17 protein-coding genes, 2 tRNA genes, 2 rRNA genes and 1 pseudogene are annotated in these 17785 nt (G+C 48.2%); 13 read left to right on the plus strand and 9 right to left on the minus strand.

The annotated features are described in order from the left end of the window. Positions 1-69 precede the first annotated feature (69 nt). A complete protein-coding gene (locus ABRZ26_RS12005) occupies positions 70-261 on the minus strand; it encodes a YlcI/YnfO family protein (RefSeq protein ID WP_150437838.1) in 192 nt (63 codons plus the stop codon). Between the two features lie 293 nt (positions 262-554). Between ABRZ26_RS12005 and ABRZ26_RS12010 the strand changes: the two genes are divergently transcribed. The 10 genes and pseudogenes from ABRZ26_RS12010 to ABRZ26_RS12055 all read left to right on the plus strand — a co-directional run. Then, complete coding sequence (locus ABRZ26_RS12010) at positions 555-755, plus strand: hypothetical protein (RefSeq protein ID WP_150437837.1); 201 nt, start codon at positions 555-557, stop codon at positions 753-755. Positions 756-1166: 411 nt separating this feature from the next. Continuing rightward, a complete protein-coding gene (locus ABRZ26_RS12015; RefSeq protein WP_150437836.1) occupies positions 1167-1652 on the plus strand; it encodes a JAB domain-containing protein in 486 nt (161 codons plus the stop codon). 323 nt (positions 1653-1975) lie between these two features. Continuing rightward, positions 1976-2608 (plus strand): ParA family protein, encoded by a 633-nt coding sequence (locus tag ABRZ26_RS12020; RefSeq protein WP_199379562.1) that lies wholly within the window; start codon positions 1976-1978, stop codon positions 2606-2608. 80 nt (positions 2609-2688) lie between these two features. Further along, positions 2689-2904, plus strand: a complete 216-nt coding sequence (locus tag ABRZ26_RS12025; protein ID WP_121590240.1) for a hypothetical protein — start codon at positions 2689-2691, stop codon at positions 2902-2904. Between the two features lie 20 nt (positions 2905-2924). Further along, positions 2925-4763, plus strand: coding sequence for a MobH family relaxase (gene mobH / locus ABRZ26_RS12030; RefSeq protein WP_319604378.1), 1839 nt, complete (start codon positions 2925-2927; stop codon positions 4761-4763). Positions 4764-5037: 274 nt separating this feature from the next. Next, positions 5038-6108, plus strand: a complete 1071-nt coding sequence (locus ABRZ26_RS12035) for a CBASS cGAMP-activated phospholipase (protein WP_085690038.1) — start codon at positions 5038-5040, stop codon at positions 6106-6108. Further along, on the plus strand, positions 6108-7406 hold the full coding sequence (locus tag ABRZ26_RS12040) for a CBASS cGAMP synthase (RefSeq protein ID WP_085690037.1): 1299 nt from the start codon (positions 6108-6110) through the stop codon (positions 7404-7406). Before ABRZ26_RS12035 ends, ABRZ26_RS12040 begins: the two co-directional genes overlap by 1 nt. Then, positions 7406-9175, plus strand: coding sequence for an E2/UBC family protein (locus ABRZ26_RS12045; protein ID WP_085690035.1), 1770 nt, complete (start codon positions 7406-7408; stop codon positions 9173-9175). Before ABRZ26_RS12040 ends, ABRZ26_RS12045 begins: the two co-directional genes overlap by 1 nt. After that, the gene (gene cap3 / locus ABRZ26_RS12050) at positions 9162-9641 is read left to right on the plus strand and encodes a CBASS system CD-NTase/cGAS isopeptidase Cap3 (protein WP_085690033.1); all 480 of its coding nucleotides are present in this window, start codon (positions 9162-9164) and stop codon (positions 9639-9641) included. The genes ABRZ26_RS12045 and cap3 overlap by 14 nt, the downstream gene beginning before the upstream one ends. A 123-nt stretch (positions 9642-9764) precedes the next feature. Continuing rightward, positions 9765-10022 (plus strand): annotated as a pseudogene (locus ABRZ26_RS12055) (transposase); the annotation flags it as partial. A 95-nt stretch (positions 10023-10117) separates the two neighbouring features. On the opposite strand, the gene ABRZ26_RS12060 reads toward ABRZ26_RS12055, so the two are convergent. The 3 genes from ABRZ26_RS12060 to dnaQ all read right to left on the minus strand — a co-directional run bounded on the left by ABRZ26_RS12060 (position 10118) and on the right by dnaQ (position 12532). Further along, positions 10118-11329, minus strand: coding sequence for an integrase domain-containing protein (locus tag ABRZ26_RS12060; RefSeq protein ID WP_172291753.1), 1212 nt, complete (start codon positions 11327-11329; stop codon positions 10118-10120). A gap of 262 nt (positions 11330-11591) precedes the next feature. Further along, positions 11592-11668: transfer RNA gene (locus ABRZ26_RS12065), tRNA-Asp, on the minus strand. 126 nt (positions 11669-11794) lie between these two features. Continuing rightward, positions 11795-12532 (minus strand): DNA polymerase III subunit epsilon, encoded by a 738-nt coding sequence (dnaQ, locus tag ABRZ26_RS12070; RefSeq protein WP_319604379.1) that lies wholly within the window; start codon positions 12530-12532, stop codon positions 11795-11797. A gap of 55 nt (positions 12533-12587) precedes the next feature. Here dnaQ and rnhA point away from each other — a divergent pair, with 55 nt between their 5' ends. Beyond that, positions 12588-13055: a ribonuclease HI gene (gene rnhA / locus ABRZ26_RS12075; RefSeq protein ID WP_502880291.1), complete on the plus strand. Its 468-nt coding sequence runs from the start codon at positions 12588-12590 to the stop codon at positions 13053-13055. A 5-nt stretch (positions 13056-13060) separates the two neighbouring features. On the opposite strand, the gene ABRZ26_RS12080 is transcribed toward rnhA, so the two are convergent. Next, a complete protein-coding gene (locus ABRZ26_RS12080) occupies positions 13061-13774 on the minus strand; it encodes a class I SAM-dependent methyltransferase (protein ID WP_319604381.1) in 714 nt (237 codons plus the stop codon). 43 nt (positions 13775-13817) lie between these two features. On the opposite strand from ABRZ26_RS12080, the gene gloB reads away from it, so the two are divergent. Both gloB and mltD read left to right on the plus strand, forming a co-directional pair. After that, on the plus strand, positions 13818-14573 hold the full coding sequence (gene gloB / locus ABRZ26_RS12085) for a hydroxyacylglutathione hydrolase (RefSeq protein ID WP_319604382.1): 756 nt from the start codon (positions 13818-13820) through the stop codon (positions 14571-14573). A gap of 70 nt (positions 14574-14643) precedes the next feature. Further along, a complete protein-coding gene (mltD, locus tag ABRZ26_RS12090; RefSeq protein ID WP_319604383.1) occupies positions 14644-16023 on the plus strand; it encodes a murein transglycosylase D in 1380 nt (459 codons plus the stop codon). Positions 16024-16045: 22 nt separating this feature from the next. Here the strand turns inward: mltD and ABRZ26_RS12095 are convergent, their stop codons facing one another. The 4 genes from ABRZ26_RS12095 to ABRZ26_RS12110 form a co-directional block, all read right to left on the minus strand. Further along, positions 16046-16855 (minus strand): endonuclease/exonuclease/phosphatase family protein, encoded by an 810-nt coding sequence (locus ABRZ26_RS12095; protein WP_319604384.1) that lies wholly within the window; start codon positions 16853-16855, stop codon positions 16046-16048. A 296-nt stretch (positions 16856-17151) separates the two neighbouring features. Continuing rightward, positions 17152-17228, minus strand: a tRNA-Asp gene (locus ABRZ26_RS12100). A gap of 233 nt (positions 17229-17461) precedes the next feature. Beyond that, positions 17462-17577: ribosomal RNA gene (gene rrf / locus ABRZ26_RS12105) — 5S ribosomal RNA — on the minus strand. Between the two features lie 106 nt (positions 17578-17683). Further along, positions 17684-17785 (minus strand): 23S ribosomal RNA (locus tag ABRZ26_RS12110); the annotation flags it as partial.

Below are 17785 nucleotides of genomic sequence, written 5' to 3' on the forward strand. Positions count from 1 at the left end.
ATTCCCTTATCCGTGTCCGCCAGCATGATGAAAGTTTACCACTTCGCACAAAAAACGCACAATATTTGTTCATTTTTGCTGGTTCTTGCGTCGTATCGCATCCAGTTTTCTGTGGCAGGCATCCAGTACCCAGGCGGAGAAATTGGCGTTAGGATTATCCGTTTTTTCCTGCTCTACGCTGGTATTGATTTCGTCGATAAGTTCATGAGGGAAACGAACCCCCTTTGTTGTAGAACGATTGTTTTTAAAACCTGTAGGCATACCGTTTTTCCTTTGTCGGTGAAGGAACACTATACAGAGGAAAAGAGTTTTTAAAAATATTGACGTGTATATGCACCTAGCGCTATGGTGTATATACACCAAGATACTTTATGGTGAATAGCGAAGCCCGGCAGTGCGCCAACACTAACCGGGCCTCTGACCACAACGTTATAGGAGTAACGCTATGGCTGATGCCCAGTCTACCCAAGCTCGTCTTAAATATCAGTACCTTTTACAACTTCTTCCCATTCTGCGAAAGGCTACTGCTCGCCTGTTGGCTCAGGAGGCGGACTATGTACGATGATACGCCACTGGAACTGGACGAACTGATCGATCAGTGCCGGGCGCTGGTTTATGCCGCTGTGAGAATTGAACGAGAGGGTGTTCGTGAGATCCTGCTGTTCATTTTGCAGGAACGGATTGAATGTCTACACAACACTTGCCAGAAGCAAATCAAAGAAGAACTGGCTGAAGCGAATGCAACTAACGGGTAGTCAACGCCAGATTGCCGTTTCCGGTCATCATTCATTTCAATAAAATCATAGCCTGTTTTTCGTCACCTATAACGAAAAAACAGGCTTTTTGCTTACATAAAACCAGAGAAGAACCATCTGCCGGGAAGTATGAATAGCGGCGACCAGGCCATTTTGCAGATGGCGCGAGTGAGTCCTAATACCCGAGCCCCCTTCTCCATCACAGTAACCCGTTAAAAAACATCATTTCAGATATCCAGTTTTCCGTATATCCACGCCACTCCGTAATCCACCATTCCCCCGGCAAGTCGCTGCTGTCGCAGCACCCGGTGAACGCCGTTCACGCCCCCGAATGCTCATACACCTGAAAACGAGCGACGCCTTACGCGCTGGTGCATGCCCTTCACATTATTCTGATATCGGAGAACCAATATGTCTGAATTAATCCAATATGGCCTTTTTTCGCCTACGGACAAAATGCTGATTGCCCGAGCTATCCAGGCAATCGAAAAACAATTTATCGGTGCATCTGAGAATACGCCGGTTTTTACCGACAACCAGATGGCGGTTGATTATCTGCGTTTACAACTGTGCGACCATGACCGGGAACATTTTATGGTGCTGTTTCTTAACTCTCAGAACAGGTTAATTGCCGCAGAGAAAGTCTTCAGCGGCAGTCTGGCGTCTGTGGAAGTTCATCCGCGAATTATTGCCCGCAAGGCGCTCATTCATAATTCCAGAAGCCTGATTCTGGCGCATAATCACCCTTCGGGTAATGCACTTCCCAGCCAGGCGGACAGGGTGCTCACCCGTAATATGGTGCAGTGCCTTTCCCTCTTCGACATTAACATTCTGGACCATATTATTATCACGCCCGGCGATGCGTATTATGCCTTTTCCCAACATGGTGAAATATAATCTGAAAGCACCCTTCAATGGAGGGTGCTTTTTAATTATGCATTCATGAAAAATGGATTTTGTTATTATCTTTGACGAACTAAAAAGGGAAAGGGCCAACGGCAAGGGATAAAGGTTTTTAAGGGTAACAGGCTTTACCGAAAGGGCCAGAGGCAAAAGGCTATTTCCCTGAACAGGAAATCCTGTTTTCATGCATTCAGTCTTTAATAAAACATGCTGGATCTGTTTTTAATTAATTACCGACCAATTAGTGATTTTCCGTCAGAGTTTCTCTTGCATTCATTCTTTTGGCTTTTCAGTATTTCATGAATTCAGGAGATCTTATGATCATCAGCTTTATCAGCCAGAAAGGTGGCGTCAGCCGTTCAACGCTCGCCCGCGCCACTGCCGTTGAACTCATTCACTCAGGCAAAAAAGTACATCTCGCCGATCTGGACAGCCAGCAGCAAACGTCCGCCAAATGGGCGGAGCGCCGCGACAACGCCGGTATTTCTCCCGCAGTGGAAACCGGCGTTTATCGCCGTCACGACGTGGCGCTAAAAGTCGCAAACAGTTATCAGTGCCTTATCATCGATACCCGTCCATTTGTCGATATCTCCTCTCTCGATATCGCCCGTCAGTCAAACCTCGTCGTGATCGCCACCGGCACCTCGCTGGATGACCTGGAACCCTCACTGCTGTTGGGCCATGAACTGGTGCACAGAGGCATTCCCCACAACCGGTTGTTTTATGTGGTCAGCAAAGCGCCCAGCCAGGCCGAAGGCCGTTCCGCCTGTCAGACCATCACCGCCTGGCAGTTTGCCTGCGCGCACACGTTCCTCACGTTTAAACCGGGTTACAGCATTGCACTGGATGCTGGACTGTCCATCACAGAAACGCCGTGGAAAACGTTGAACCGACGCGCAAAAAACGTGATCCACGAAATTTGTGGTCGTGCAGCCCGTCCCCAGCCTTAATTTCTTCCTGCCTGAAAACAGGAAAGAAGAAAAATCGGCATTCATGATTTCAGGCTCTTTCGGCATTCAGGACTTCCGATATGGCAAAAAAATCCGTACTCAAGTTGACGCCCCTTGCACCCCGTCCACTGGAGGTAACGAGCACCGAGCACCAGACCGACAATACAAAACCCATTCAGATCCGCATCGATCCCCTGATGCACCGGGAAATCAAGGCGTTTGCCGCCGAGCAGGGAAAAACCATCACGGCATTTTTACTGGAGTGCTACCAGTTTTACCGCCAGATGAACAAATAACATCATGACAGGTCACCATCATGAAAACCGGCATTCATGCAAAACTGAAATGGCTCACCAGCAAAAAGTCAATACCCGAACCGGCAACAGCCCCTGTCTATCAGGAAATCACTACCGGCTGGCTATATCCGCAGAAAGCAGAAGCGCTGCTCGTCACCCCATTGCGCCGACAACTGATGAAAATCATCTGGCAGAGAACATCGTTACCCGTCGCATTATTCAAGGAACTGTATCAACGCCCGATTGCACGTTTTTCCGAACTGGTACAACAGTTCCCGGCCTCCGAATATCATCATCACTCGCATCCGGGAGGGTTGCTGGATCACACGCTGGAGGTCATGGCATTTGCGGCAAAGCTGCGCCAGCGCCATCTCCTTCCCGTTGGCGCGGCGCCGGAAGATCAGGCCCGAGAAGCCGAAGCCTGGACAGCGGGGATACTTTATGCCGCTCTGCTGCATGATATCGGAAAAATAGTAACGGATATTGAAGTCATGACCGACGATAACCAGCGCTGGTTGCCGTGGATGGGGCCGCTGGCGCAACCCTATCGCCTGAGATACCAAAAAAACCGCGATCACCGGCTCCACCCGGCGATCGGAAGCCTGCTGGCCCTACAGATCCTGCCGGTTTCGGCGCTCAACTGGCTGGCGCAGTACCGGGAACTCAACGAATCCTTCCTGTATTGTATCAGCGGCCATTATGACAACGCGGGTGTACTGGGTGAACTGGTACAGGAAGCGGATCGCGCATCAGTGGCACAGTTTATGGGGGGCAATGCCAGCCAGACGCTGACCCGCCCGGCATCCTCGCTGCCGGAACAACTCCTCTCTGCCCTGCGGGAACTGGTGAGAGCGGAATTCAAGCTAAGTAACCCAAGTTCAGGCTCCGATGGCTGGCTAACGGACGACGCGCTTTGGCTGATCAGCAAAACCACCGCCGACAGAGCGCGGGCGTGGTTGTTGCAACAGGGCGTAACCAGCGTACCTGAAAGCAATGTCCGGCTATTTGATGAAATGCAGGCGCATGGGCTGATTGTTCCCACGCAGGACGGTAAGGCGGTCTGGTCATGCACCGTCACCGCTGACAGCGGCTGGACGCCGGGCCGCCCACTAACATTGTTGCGCCTAGCGCCATCACGGATCTGGCCGAACTCAGAAGATCGACCCACGCCGTTTTCCGGAAAAGTGATACCAGGTAGTACGGCGACGACCATAGCCACTGAAAGAGGAAAAGCTGACAGCCAAACCGCTCCCGACATTACTGCACCTGAAAACGAACTCAGTGAGTTGGCTTTTTCTCTGTTTGCACCACCGGAACAGGAAATCGATAAACACATCCTGCCCGCATCGACAGATATAGTTGATGAATTACCGAAAGTTCAGCCCGGACAGGTAGAAGCAGAGACAGGCGGCAGGGAAAACGTCAGTCGGCAACCAGAGACGCCACGTCCCGTTGCCGTACCCGAAACCGCTCAGGTTACGGATACCGGTTTTATCGACTGGCTCAGGGAAGGCATACGAACCTATAAAATTGCGGTAAACGACACGCTGGCAAGGATCCATATGGTCGAAGGCAAAGCGTTTCTGGTCTCACCGGAAATCTTTAAGCTGTACGTCAAAACCACTACCGGCGCAACCGGCGATGAATGGAAACAGGTGCAGAAAGCATTCCAGAAACTGAAACTCCACCAGCGCGGCAACGATGGCATCAACATTTTCGTTTGCGAAGTGAAAGGTCCGCGTAAAACGCGTCGGGTGAAGGGGTATCTGCTAAACAGGCCGGAAGATATATTTGATGAAGCTGTGCCAGAGGATAATCCTTATTTGTCGGTTGTTACGGACATTCAAAGCGGTAGATGACTTTAACCATATAGCGCTATTATCAGACAGTCGGGTATGGTTAAGGGACATAAAGGAATACATACGACCCGCCCAGAGCGTTCCCCACGATATACCTTACGCGGAGATTAAACTGCGAATTTATTTTACTTACCCATGTTAATCCAGAAGTATAATTTACCTTCATGCTAAAAATTAGAGTTATTGACTTATTTTTAAAGCACTGGTTATTTGTACATTGAAAAGGAAAAAAACAGACACATTTATAAGCTATCTTTCCGAGAGGGAGTTAGCGATGTCTGACGTAAGTGCAGTGAATAATTACAACGTTCGGATACTTAGTCTGAATGGTGGTGGGGCTAGGGGGATGTTTACTATCAGTGTCCTTGCAGAGATTGAGAGGATACTTGCCAGTAAACACCCTAGCCAAGACATCAAAATTGGTGACTATTTTGATCTCATTACTGGAACATCAATAGGCGGTATATTGGCTCTCGGGCTTGCTACAGGCAAGAGTGCTCGCGATCTGGAACGAGCCTTCTTCGTTAAAGCGAATGACATTTTTCCAACCAGATGGTGGCTGACCAACCTGGTTAAGTCACTTGTTGCTCCTATTTACAGTAGCTTGCCCCTCCGGGAAACCGTTGAAGAAATGATAGGAGCTGAAACCACCTTTAATGACCTGACCCGGCGAGTGATGGTTCCGGCAGTAAACCTTTCAACAGGAAAGCCGCAGTTTTTCAAGACACCACATAACCCTGATTTCACCCGCGACGGGCCGCTAAAATTGATTGATGCCGCGCTCGCAACCTCCGCCGCACCAACGTACTTTGCCCCGCACTATTGCAAAGATCTCCGCGCGTATTTTGCTGATGGGGGTTTGGTTGCTAACAACCCTAGTTACATAGGACTTCTGGAAGTGTTCAGGGATATGAAGTCTGACTTTAATGTAGCCCACAAAGACATACACATACTCAATATCGGTACTGTCGGTGAAGAATACTCACTTAGTCCAAGGCTTCTGAGCAAAAAATGGTGGAGTGGATACTGCCACCTGTGGGGAGTGGGTAAACGACTGGTGCTTACAACCATGACGGCTAACCAGCATCTTCATAAAAATATGCTCCTGCGTGAGCTTACTCTCCATGACGCGTTCGATAACTATATCTACTTGGATGAAGTTATCCCCAATGAAGCAGCCAGTGATATCACTCTGGATAATGCCACGAAGAGTTCCCTGGAAAATCTAAGCGCAAGGGGAACACAACTCGCTAATGTGCAGTTCGCTCAGAATCAGAAGCTTAAGAACTTTTTCACTACACCTGCAAAACCCTTTAGGCGCACAATCGCGCAGGAGATACTCTGATGCGTTGGGATTTTAACAATTACTACAGCCACAATGTGGATGGCTTAATCAGTAAACTCAAACTGGGAAAGACTGAATCCGATAAACTGAAAGCGCTTCGCCAGAAAGTCCGTGAGAGAACGAGAGATGTATTTAAGGAAGCCCGGGAAGTCGCTACTGACGTCAGAAGGCAAACATTGACACTTGAGAGCGTCAGGTTAAAACTGGAGCAAACGAATGTTCGCTACCTCTCGCCCTCAGACCGTGCTGATCTTGCACGGCTCATTTTTGAAATGGAAGATGAAGCACGAGATGATTTCATCAAATTTCAGCCTCGTTTCTGGACTCAGGGAAGCTTTCAGTACGATACGTTAAACAGGCCTTTTCATCCGGGGCAGGAAATGGATATAGATGATGGTACCTATATGCCCATGACCGTATTTGAATCCGAACCTAGCATTGGCCACACTCTGCTACTTCTACTCGTAGATACTTCACTGAAATCGTTAGAAGCTGAAAACGATGGATGGAGATTTGAAGAAAAGAATACATGTGGCCGCATTAAAATTCCTCATGAGAAAACACACATTGATGTGCCTATGTATGCGATCCCGAAAGAGCAATTTCAGACCAAACAAACCGCAGCAGATTCTGCACACGTCATAAAGGCAAATTCGATGTTTGAGTCTGTAGCTATGAATAGGGATTTGCGCGAGGCATATGTCGTTGAGTCCGACAAAGTCAATTTAGCACTACGTGATGGGGTAAAAAGGTGGTCGATAAGCGACCCAAAAATTGTTGAAGACTGGTTTAACGACAGTTGCAAGCGCATCGGAGGGCACCTTCGTTCAATTTGCCGCTTTATGAAAGCCTGGAGAGATGCTCAATGGGAAGTTGGAGGCCCTTCATCAATCAGTCTGATGACTGCCGTGGTAAACATCCTCGACAGAGAGGATCATAATGGTTCCGACCTCACCGAGACGATGAAACTCGTTGCCAGACTACTGCCTGATGAATTCTGTAGTGGTCTGGAAAGTCCCGACGATACTGATGACAAGTTACTGTTCCCGGCTGAATGCGATCATAATGTACACCAGAGAACCATCGTTGAAACTATGAGAAGCTTACAGGGTATTTTACTTGATGCTGAGAGCTCAGGCAGCAGAGAAGATGCGCTACATAAAATGAATGAAGCATTTGGGAAACGAGTAACTAATGCTTCGTTAATCACATCAATTGCTGCGGCTCCGGCATTTCACAATTTGCCATCTAAAGAGCCTGCACCCGTGAAAATCAACAAAACGATGGTAAGTGGCTGATGGAGGAAGGGCTACTTCATAAAGTGATGACAGGTTGCGGGTATCGCTATACACGTGCTCGCAATCTGCCTGAGAAGGCTATTCTGCACAGCCAGGATCGTCGGAAAGGCTTTTATACGAAAGAATACGAGACTATCGCAGGTAACTTTAATATTGCTCTTGTGATCCACTCTGACCCATTTACTGAACTACCGATAGCTTGCATTTTTGAACTCCCTGAGCAATTCAGAGACCGTCTTATGCCCCATGTCAGTCTTGAAGGGATCCTATGTTATGTAGAACAAATGGAGGCGGACTGGGATTCCAACGACCTAGAAGGAACATATAGAGAAGTTGATACACAGATACACAGAACTCTAGTTAACTCGGTATTAGCAGCTATAGAAGGGCAGAATGATAAGAGAGAACTGGAAGGCGAATTTACCACATACTGGCGACCCAGTGAGAGCCTGTTTATTCTGTCAAACGCAAGCCGGGAGACAAAACTTAAAACTCGTTTGTCGAAATCATTAACGCCTGATGGTACCCCCAGACTGGAGTATATAACGGTTGAGGAATCGTCACCGGAGGACTCGGAAAGTGTTATTACAAAATGGCTTAAGCAAAGGTATCTCCACCTGAGCTCGTTAAAAGAATACCTTATCAATACGCACTACATTTCTGTAAACCCCTGCCGCCTTGCCGGGATGAAATGGCCACCGGCTTCATTTCGGGACTTATTGGATTGGCTTGAAAAGGCGGATCGCAATGCCAGAGATAGAGTCATTGAACACATCAAAGCGGAAGGCAAGAAAAGGTACATTTTTCTCTTTGATATTTTCAACCAGGATATCTTTGCTATTTATGTTGAGTTCAACACAAAGTCTATTGATTTCAGGAGACATAAGAGATCAGCCAAAAACTCAACCGCCAAATTAGCTACAATGTTGGGTGGCAAAAGCGTTTGTACAGCGTATCAAAGACTGGAGGTTATTCGTGCGGATATTGCGACATTACTTAGCCGAAATTCCCGGCGAGAAGGGGCAGCAAATCTATCAGAAAAGTGTATAGCTCTGGTCGGCTGTGGAACAATTGGTGGGTATCTTGCGGAATTATTACTCCGGAACGGGGCTGGATGCGGTAAAGGTTTCCTGCACCTCTATGATGATGATTTATATAAACCAAGTAATTTTGGTCGCCATCCCTTATCGTCACATGATTTTGGGTGGCCCAAATCCCTTTCACTTGCAACAAGACTCCAGGACTCCGTGCATTTACAGACGAAGGTTGTCGGATTTATAAAACAATTCACTATCAGTACTGATGTAATGCAGAAATACGACATTATTATTGATGCAACAGGCCGTCCTCCGGTATCCAAGCGTATGGCTGCGATAGTAAGAGAGATTCCCCCAGAGCAAAGACCAATAGTTATTCACGCATTTAATGATGGTAACGGACGAGCATCAAAAGTTTTAATCGATGACGGTCGAAGCTGCTATGTGTGTATGGTTTCTAATCCCGCAAAATACCGCAACGAGATCGATTCACGATTTTACAATCTCGATATATCAAGTGAAAAAAGCAAAAGCTGTGGTAGCACTTACACACCTTATGATGCGGCGGTGAGTAGTATAACTGCATCTTTAGCTCAACTGGCGGTGTTGAGTATTCTCGAACCCGAGCTGAAGTGGACTTATAGTGAACATATGCTTGAGGGTGGACGTTCGCTCAAACCTCAATTTTTGCCACGCCAGCCTAACTGCCCTATATGTAATGAACATAAATGAATTGGTATTCATCGATGATTTTAACAATCATGTCGTTATCATGAGTGAGGTCGTGCAACGGCTCAATTCATATCGTCAAATGCATTATGCTAGTACCGAGGCTGGAGGGACCCTGATAGGAGAACGCCGGGGGCAACACATTGTCATCACTAACATTTCGGAGCCCGGTTCTGGTGATATCAGGTCACGTAATCAGGTAGATAGAAAAGGTGTTCACCATCAGCAAAAAATTGACGAATTATTTCAACAATCAGACGGCTTCCTTGTTTATTTGGGCGAATGGCATACACATCCCGAAGATTTTCCGCAACCATCGTATACAGACATAAAATCTTGGCTGACCGGGCTAAAAGTAACTGAACCAATGGTCATGCTTATTGTGGGCAGAAAAAGAGTATGGGGAGGTAAAAAATATTGTAATGACATAAAAATTTTAAAAGAGAAAATAAGTAATAGCCAGGATTAATGGCCCATATGTATTAGCTATATTAGCTCATAGCTGCTCTGAGATATTAGCCGCCATTAACTACTGGATATTTTGTGGATACTGTCCTGTCAGATATTTCAAGTTCGGAACGGCGGCGCTGACCTGTCAACGCTGTACGGTTATCCGTCTGATATCCGCAAGGCGATTTACACCACCAACGCTATTGAGTCGCTGAATAGCGTAATCCGGCATGCGATTAAAAAACGTAAGGTGTTCCCATCAGACGACTCGGTAAAGAAGGTGATATGGCTGGCGATAGAGACGGCGTCAAAGAAATGGACAATGCCGCTGAGGGACTGGCGGTTGGCCATGAGCCGCTTTATTATCGAGTTCGGTGATCGTGCGAGCGATCACCTTTAAATGAGATGGCGATTAAACAGAATCGTGGACAGGCTCCAAAAATGAAAAAGACGATCCGTTTTCCACAGCGGATCGCCCTCACTGGATAAATTCTGCTACAGCATTACTGCGCGTGCCGATTCATTAACTTTTCGCCCCCACCACTCCATAACCTCAACACGCTGCGAGAGATATGTGGAGCGGTTATAAGCGGCCCGCGTCTGATTGGTATCGACATGCGCCAACACAGCTTCAATCACATCCGGTGAAAATCCGGCTTCATTCATGGCCGTACTGCCCAAGGCCCGAAAACCGTGCGATACCAGTTCTCCCCCCAGTCCCATGCGATGTAAAGCCTTATTGACCGTTTCACTGTTCATCGGCTTGCTACGCTTCCCTCTGCCGGGAAAAACGAATGCCGAGTGCCCGCTAAACGGTTTAAGCCGCTCTAGTAGCACCATCGCTTGCGGTGACAGCGGTACTTGATGTTCACGGCGCTTCTTCATACGCTCTGGCGGAATGGTCCAGAGTTTTTTTTCCATGTCGATTTCACGCCACATAGCCCCGGCCGCCTCGCCGGGACGAACCAATGTCAAAAGTTGCCATTTCAGCAGATAGCGCGTCATCAGGCCCAGATTGGTCGTTTCAATGCGCTGCATTAGTTCCGGCAAACGTTCGGGACGAATGGTTGCCATATGCTGTTTCTTCGGCTTCTCAAACACCTTACCAATCGTGGATGCCGGGTTGGCATCAAGAAGCCCGGAATTGACCGCGAATACCATGATTTCATTGATACGCTGCGTCAGACGGCGCAGGGTTTCCAGCGCACCACGTACCCGTACCGGTTCAAGCGCGGCGATCAGTGTGTGCGCTTTCAAGTCAGCCACAGCTATCTGTCCAATTACCGGAAAAACGTCACGCTCCAGTGAACGCCAAATATCGCCGGCATGAACCTCGGAAATACCGCTGTTTTTTTTAATGGCAAACCACCTCGTTGCCACATTAACGAACAGGCTGTCTTTGGCTCTTTTTTCCTGCTCAGCCTCGTCCTGTTCCTGTTTTTTGGGGTCGATACCTTTGATCAAAAGCGAGATATATTCATCATGAAGGGTACGCGCGGCCGCCAGCGTCATGGAGGGATAATGGCCCAGCGTGATATTGGTACGCGTTGAGGAATTTGGTCGCTGGTAACGAAAACGCCAGATTTTCTTGCCCGTAGTCCTGATGGAAAGTGTCAGACCATGACCATCAGGCAGTTCATAATCTTTAGCGGCGGGTTTTGCTTTTTGTACTGTGACAGCAGAAAGCAGGCGGTGTGTTGCGGTCATCGTTCACTCCTTAGTTGTCGTTAAAAAACCAAACGACGGGAATGGTGTAATGTCCTGTATCCGCAACCCTTTCTCAGCCACAAAACCAAAATGGCCTACGAAATTTCTCTTTCCTATGCGTAGGCCATTTTGTGGGCCATTTCGCGCCGGATACCCCGATATGCAGAGGGTATCATAGAGACGAAAAAAAACCGTATGCCTTTGACAGCGATACGGTTTTCATTCATCCAGAGATGTATAGGAACATCCCGGAATAGATAAGTGGCGGAACGGACGGGACTCGAACCCGCGACCCCCTGCGTGACAGGCAGGTATTCTAACCAACTGAACTACCGCTCCACTCTGTGCTCATTGAGCGGGTTGAATACTAAGATGACGGCACTATTACGTCAATGGTTTTTATAACTAACCGATTCTGTTTGCTCATAATTTCATCTTAACGTCTATTCCATCACCGCCGTCATACTATTCATTGCGCCACAGACAACTGCCGCCTTTTTTCGCAATCAAATCCAGACGTTTTTCATGCATCAGCAACTCTTCATCATTGGCGTATAGCACTTTTAACGCCGAAGCCGGTCGAGTAATGCGCTGAATGCTTTCGCTCTCATTTTCCTGACGCTGTGTTTCACCTTCCATCGAGAACGCCAGCGATGTCTGGCCGCCGGTCATCGCCAGATAAACTTCCGCCAGAATTTCGGCATCGAGCAAAGCGCCGTGCAACGTTCGTTTGCTGTTGTCTATCTGATAGCGATCGCATAACGCATCCAAATTATTCCGCTTGCCCGGAAAGATTTTACGCGCCATCAACAGGCTATCGGTTATCTTGCAGAAGGTCTCCGTCTTGGGAATATCCCGCTTTAACATGCGGAATTCATAATCCATAAAGCCAATATCAAACATAGCGTTATGAATGACTAACTCAGCGCCGCGGATAAAATCGATGAAGTCGTCGGCAATATCCGCATAGGTGGGTTTATCCGCCAGAAATTCATCGCTGATGCCGTGTACATGATAAGCTTCCGGATCGACCAAACGATCGGGCTTGATATACACATGGTAGTGTCGCCCGGTCAGACGACGGTTAATCACCTCAACAGCGCCAATTTCAATAATTTTGTGTCCTTCGTAATGAACCCCCAGCTTGTTCATACCGGTGGTTTCCGTATCCAGGACGATTTGTCGCGTAATTTCAGTGCTCATCGTTTTCGTTTATGTCAGACTTGCCATTTTCACCATAAGGAAGAGTCTACCAGAGATGCTTAAACAGGTAGAGATTTTCACCGACGGATCTTGTCTCGGCAATCCGGGTCCTGGCGGTTACGGCGCCTTGCTGCGCTATAAACAACATGAAAAAGTCCTGAGCGCCGGCTATCGGCTAACCACCAATAACCGCATGGAACTGATGGCGGCTATCGCGGCACTTGAAAGCTTAACCACGCCCTGTAACGTGGTTTTAAGCACCGACAGCCAATACGTCCGCCAGGGGATCACCAGTTGGATCCATAACTGGAAAAAACGCGGCTGGAAAACCACAGATAAGAAGCCAGTAAAAAATGTCGATCTTTGGCAACGTTTAGATCAGGCGATTCAGCGCCATACCTTGCGCTGGGAATGGGTAAAAGGCCATGCCGGCCACCCAGAGAATGAGCGTTGCGACGAACTCGCCCGCAGCGCCGCCAGCGCCCCGACGCTTGACGATATCGGTTACAATCCCGAAAAATAATCCGACTATCGATTACGGAAAAGCTTCGTTACGCCGACCGTACGGCGCAAAGGAACTTTACTACGCCGGGCGCGCATCGGCGTAAGACTCAGCGGAATGGTTCGCTTACGCGCGACAATCAACGATAGACAACCGAATAAGGGAAAATGTTTATTCAATTTTCCCTTATTTTCACGCCATGGCGTAACTTGAAGACTGGCGAGATGTACCACTTCATAATTCAGCAGACTGAGCCAGTCTATAATTCGCATTTGGGTAAACATCCGGCTGCAATAGGGTTGCCGTTTATTTAAGCCGGGAATCAATTTTGCGATCCCTAATAAACTGACTGGATTAAAGCTGCTCAATATCAGCCACCCGTCATCAATCAGCACCCGATCCACTTCCCGCAGAATACGATGGGGATCGGCTGCATAAGACAACGTCTGCGCCAACAAACAGGCATCCACCGATTTCTCAGAAAAAGGCAAATGATGCAGATCGGCAATGACCTGCACATTATCGCCGCCCGGTGCGACATTCACCTGATGCGCTATAGCGCAATCTTGTGTGTTTATCGCCGCGCTCAACGCCCCGACTTTCAACAAATGAAAACCGAATAATTTCGGCCACCAGGGTAACAATGCCTGCTCAAGCGATTCGCGGTAATATCCCCCGCAGGAAATATCGTTCCACGAACCGGGACTCAAGACAGTTTGAGGTGTTTGTGCTGGCTTCATGTTCTATTATCTTCCCCGGGCTGAGAGCAAAACGAGGTAATCCATGAATCTTATCAGTATTGCGGCACTTCAGGACAACTACATTTGGTTACTGAGTGATAAAGACAACCACTGTGTCATCGTCGATCCCGGCGAAGCCCAGCCGGTATTGAACGCGCTCAATGAGCATCAGCTTACGCCTGACGCGATTTTGCTGACTCATCATCATCATGACCATGTTGGCGGCGTTGCGGAACTTGTCGCGCGCTATACGAATCTGCCGGTATTTGGCCCTCGGGAAACCCAGAAATGCGGTGCAACGCATATTGTTGAAGAGGGAAACATCCTGTCGCTGCTAGATTCAGACTTTTCTGTACTTGCCGTACCAGGCCATACATCCGGACATATTGCTTATTATTCCCATCCTTTTCTGTTCTGCGGGGACACGCTATTCTCCGCGGGATGCGGCCGTATTTTTGAAGGCACACCAAAGCAAATGTATGATTCAATAGAAAAAATATCAAACCTCCCTGATGATACCCTGATTTGTTGCGCACATGAGTACACGCTGTCAAACTTAAAATTTGCTAATGCAATATGGCCGGAAGAGCCCACAATTAAGGCCTACCTCCATAAGATCAGTCAGATACGTGAAAAGTCACAGTCTACTCTGCCTACAACCCTGGGTTTAGAGCGAAGAATCAATCTCTTTCTCAGATGCCATGATCTTGATTTAAAAAGAAAACTATCAAATGAACCGGAAAGCATGGAGAATTGGCAAGTTTTTGCCCAACTACGCAGCAAGAAAGACTGCTTCTGAAGGTTTATGTTGTGCTAATCCTCTAATCAAAGTATCATTGCTCGTCTTTTAAGCAACTATTGACCCATATATGAAGGCTAGAGCGATGATACTCGCCTCAGTCTTGCTGGCCGGTTGCCAGGTACCGCCTAACGATACCTCCCAACCGAAACAGCATGCACAGAGTCTGTCTTCGGCAAGTCAAAGTGAAGCAGTAAAGTACGCAGAGGGTCGAGAGACCTCGGCGCGATGGCTGGATGATGACAGCATCGCGCAACAAGATCTGTGGAACTTCATTAGCGACGAGCTGAAGATGGAGGTTCCGGAAAACGCCCGGATCCGCGAACAAAAAATGCGTTATTTAAAAAATAAGAGCTATCTCCACGATGTAACATTACGGGCAGAGCCGTACATGTACTGGATTGTCGAGCAGATTAAGCAACGCAAAATGCCGATGGAACTGGTACTGCTACCCATAGTGGAGAGCGCTTTTGACCCACACGCCACATCATCTGCTAATGCCGCAGGGCTATGGCAGATAATCCCTGGCACGGGGCGTAATTATGGTTTGAAACAAAACCAGTGGTATGACGGACGTCGCGATGTTGTTGCGTCGACAACCGCCGCCCTGGATATGATGCAACGCCTTAACAACATGTTTGACGGTGACTGGCTCTTGACTGTCGCCGCGTATAATAGTGGTGAAGGTCGCGTCATGAAAGCCATGAAAGCGAATAAAGCGAAAGGACTATCAACGAATTTTTGGGCGCTGGCGTTGCCTCGTGAAACGTCAATCTATGTACCCAAAATGCTGGCCCTGAGCGATATTCTCAAGCATAGCAAAAAATACGGTTTTACCCTGCCCAAGCCCAACGAAAGCCGAGCATTAGCCAGAGTTGACCTTGGACAACAGATGCAGTTGACGCAAGCAGCAGAGATGGCTGGTCTGCCGCTGAATAAACTGAAGAGCTACAATCCGGGCTATAAACGTAATGTGACCGCACCAAACGGCCCGCATTACATCATGGTGCCGAAGGCTCACATCGATCGGTTGAAGGACTCACTGGCGGATAGCGATATCGCCGCCATAGAGTCAACAACGCGTTTGGCGCAGTCAACGCAGGAGTCTCAGTATAAGGTTCGCGCCGGCGATACCTTGTCGACGATTGCCGCACGGCTGAATGTCAGTACGAAAGATTTGCAAAGCTGGAACAACCTGCGCAGTGCTCATGCACTAAAAGTGGGCCAGACGTTGCAAGTCGCTCAGGTGTCTGACATTGACAGTAGCGATGAAGGCAGATCAATCACCTATCAAGTTCGTAAAGGTGATTCGCTTTCCAGCATCGCCAAACGTCACGGCGTCAACATAACTGATGTTATGCGCTGGAATTCGGTTATCAAAAACGCCAATATCCAGCCGGGCGATCGCTTGACGCTTTACGTCAGTAAAAATGCCCGACCGGACTCGTAACTGAGTTATATAAAAAAACTGCCTATATGGCAGTTTTTTTATGTCTGTTGAGCAGGAATTCAACCAGCAACGGATTATGATCCGATGCCTGTGTTTCCAATATGGAAGATTGGGCGACTTCTAGCTGACGGTAAAATACAAAATCCAGCGGTCGTCCAAACACCTTGCGGCGGAGATCGTCAGCAAAGCAAACCTCCTGTAAATCCATCCTCAAAGCAAATCGGTAGAGCGCTTTAATACGGGGCTGGCTCCAGGCATTGAAATCCCCAGCCATGATCACCGGTCCGCGATGAGAAAACAACTGCTCGCCGATGGCTTCAAGCTGTTTACTGTAAACGTCCACACCAAAGCTAAAGTTCACCGCATGAATATTCACAACCATTAACTGTCGACCATCTGGCAAAGAATAAACCGTTACCAACGCCGATTTGGATAAACGCAGTAAGGGTTCTTTTTCCCGCAAAGGACAGCAGTACATAGGTTGGGCCGCGGATAACGTCATCACGCCAGAGGGGTGCTGCGGTAAAATGATGGCTGGCACCTGGTCGGCAGAAAGGTAATTAGACGTTGCGAAGCTAATGAGCTCTGGCGAGCTTTGCGCCTCCTGAAGTAAAACCAACTGCGTGTTTTTGCCAAAGTTCTGTAGCACGGAAAGCCAGTTCATTCTCTGCTGTTTAAAGATGTTCCACACCATAATGCGTAAAATATCTTCCTTCAGCAGTAGCGGGCCTGAAGCCAGCACCTGCTCCGGTTGATGCATTGTTCCGGGTGGAAAGATACGCTCAGCCGGCTGACCCGCAACGTATCTCATCGCATATGTTTTTTTTCGCACGCCTCGCCTTGCTATACATTCCAGTACGTAAATTCACCTTCATAAAGCAAAGGTACACTTCTGTTATAAAGATTGTATAGCAGACTTTCAATGCATGGCAGTTGTTACGCGAAATAATAAACAATCTGCGAAGACAGTGAGCATAGCTCAATAGCAAATAACGTAAAACCGGGGAAATAATATTGAAAAATCAGGGTTAGATGGCGCGTAGTCAATACTGCCATGAGTTATGAGATATGGTCATAGAAGCACATGCAAAAAAGCCTTGAGTATTAACTCAAGGCTTATGCAATAAGTGGCGGAACGGACGGGACTCGAACCCGCGACCCCCTGCGTGACAGGCAGGTATTCTAACCAACTGAACTACCGCTCCACCGATTCTGTTACGTGTATCTTCCTGATACCGCCCTGTCGGGCCAGCTTCCGCTGCCTGATTACCGAATGTCATCCCGGTAATCCGTATTTGATGCCTGGCAGTTTATGAATCATTTCATGATTCACCCTACGGGCCGTTGCTGCGCAACGTTTAAAAACCTTCGGCTTTTTTCCTACTCTCTATCGAGTAGCGAACTGCCCGTTGGATTTCACTGCTACTTCTAATTTGATGCCTGGCAGTTCCCTACTCTCACATGGGGAGACCCCACACTACCATCGGCGCTACGGCGTTTCACTGCTGAGTTCGGCATGGGGTCAGGTGGGACCACCGCGCTATCGCCGCCAGGCAAATTCTGTTTCATCCTAACCGTTGCTTATCACACAACCATCAGAACCAATCCATGAACAAGCTAAAATTCTTCGTCTCTCTCACCAAAACACCTTGGGTGTTGTAAGGTTAAGCCTCTCGGGTCATTAGTACTGGTTAGCTCAATGCATCGCTGCACTTACACACCCAGCCTATCTACGTCGTCGTCTTCAACGGCCCTTCAGGGG

This window comes from Brenneria sp. L4-2C, from assembly GCF_040240335.1.
Classification (GTDB): domain Bacteria; phylum Pseudomonadota; class Gammaproteobacteria; order Enterobacterales; family Enterobacteriaceae; genus Brenneria.